The organism is Lacihabitans soyangensis, from assembly GCF_024343775.1.
In the GTDB taxonomy this organism is placed as follows: domain Bacteria; phylum Bacteroidota; class Bacteroidia; order Cytophagales; family Spirosomataceae; genus Leadbetterella; species Leadbetterella soyangensis.
In genome coordinates this window covers 1-1,915 of sequence record NZ_RJUF01000075.1, presented here as the reverse complement: position 1 = coordinate 1,915, position 1,915 = coordinate 1, and the positions used below count along the sequence as shown (strand labels likewise).

Annotated in this window: 2 protein-coding genes; both read left to right on the top strand. The window is 46.0% G+C overall.

Annotated features, from left to right (window positions below; genetic code table 11):
• On the top strand, window positions 1-1,598 hold a 1,598-nt coding region (locus tag EGI31_RS14310; RefSeq protein WP_374760688.1), incomplete at its 5' end, for a 3-coathanger stack domain-containing protein.
• 23 nt (window positions 1,599-1,621) lie between these two features.
• A partial coding sequence (locus EGI31_RS14305; protein WP_255037903.1) for a fibronectin type III domain-containing protein occupies window positions 1,622-1,915 on the top strand: 294 nt, incomplete at its 3' end.

Sequence of the window (1,915 nt, the reverse complement as noted above, 5' to 3'; positions counted from 1 at the left end):
ATTCATGGGCACCTTCTGGCGGTACAGCAGCTACGGCAACAGGTCTAGCAGCTGGCACATACACTGTAACAGTAACTGATGCAAACGCTTGTCAGCAAACGGCAACCGTCAACATCACTCAGCCGACCGCACTTGTGGCATCGATTTCTGCTCAAACCAATGTATTATGCAATGGTGCAAGTACCGGATCTGTAACTGTGACTGCATCGGGTGGAAACCCTAATTATACCTATTCATGGGCACCTTCTGGCGGTACAGCAGCTACAGCATCAGGTCTAACAGCTGGAACATATACGGTGACAGTTACAGACGCCAACTCTTGTCAGAAAACAGCAACGGTAATAATTACTCAGCCAACCACCTTATTAGCATCTATTTCGGCCCAAACTAACGTAGGATGTAATGGAGCAAGTACTGGAACGGCAACAGTAACCGCATCTGGTGGAACGCCTAATTATACCTATTCATGGGCTCCCTCAGGTGGCACATCGGCTACGGCATCAGGTTTAGCCGCGGGAACTTATACAGTAACTGTAACAGATGCCAACTCATGTCAGAAAACAGCGACAGTCACGATCACTCAGCCTGCACCTCTTCTTGCCACGATTTCTGCTCAAACCAATGTTTTATGTAACGGAGCAAGTACAGGATCAGCAACGGTAACCGCATCAGGTGGAACGCCTAATTATACCTATTCATGGGCTCCAGCCGGTGGTACTTCTGCAACGGCTTCAGGTCTAGCGGTAGGAACTTATACTGTAACAGTAACTGATGCAAACTCTTGTCAGCAAACTGCAACAGTCAATATTACTCAGCCAACTACACTGGTCGCAGCGATATCCGCCCAAACGAACATTACCTGCGATGGGCCAAGCACGGGCTCGGCAACAGTAACGGCATCAGGAGGAACACCTGCATATACTTATTCTTGGGCTCCTTCCGGTGGAACATCGGCTACAGCGTTGGGTCTTGCTGCCGGAACGTATACTGTAACAGTAACTGATGCAAATGGTTGTGCTGTCACAGTTTCTACGGTGGTTACTTTTACAAATAATTTACAAATAACTCAGCAACCCCAAAACGTAAGCATCTGCCAAGGAAACAATGCCACCTTCACAGTTCAAGCCAACTTACCAGGAGTAACTTATCAATGGGAGGTAAATACCGGCTCTGGTTTTACCCCAGTTGTGGCAAGTTCGGTTTACTCTGGTCAAAACACTGCTACTCTGAGTTTGGCGTTTCCAAGTCTGGCATACAATAACTATAAGTACAGGTGCATAGTTACCTTAAACAGTTGCAATTCGACTTCAAATGAAGCCACCTTATCCCTAGCAGGCTCCGCTGAGGCATTAAACATAGTAAATGTGAACCCTATCAGTGGTGTTTACAGCCAAACGGCTGTGGCTTACACCATCGCTTTGAACAAAATACAACCCAACGCCAACGTGCTGTTCAAGTCGGGCAATGCAATAGAACTCTTACCGGGCTTTGAAACCCGAGCTGGGGCCGTTTTTGCAACCAAAATTGAAAGCCCTTGCGGTTTGAACACAACCAACAACAGTATTTTTGAAAACCTCCCAAAAGAAATTAGAAAATGAAAAAACTAACATTAACTAGAACAATGAAAAAATTAGCTTTACTCCTTTTCTTGATATTTTCTGCTGGAATAGGTTTTTCAAGAACACTCATCACCTCTGCCACGGCCAATGGTGCGGCCAACAGCATTACCATTAATTGGGGCGAGACAGACGTAAGTATCAATCCACCCTCGGTAACTTTAAACAGGTATCAGATTAAATACAAGCCTGTTGGAGGAATAGAGACCACCATAGACAATATCAGCAGTTCGCTGAGAACCTATACATTGACGGGCCTGGCCTCAGGCCAAACCTACGAAATAGAGCTCATAGAGGTT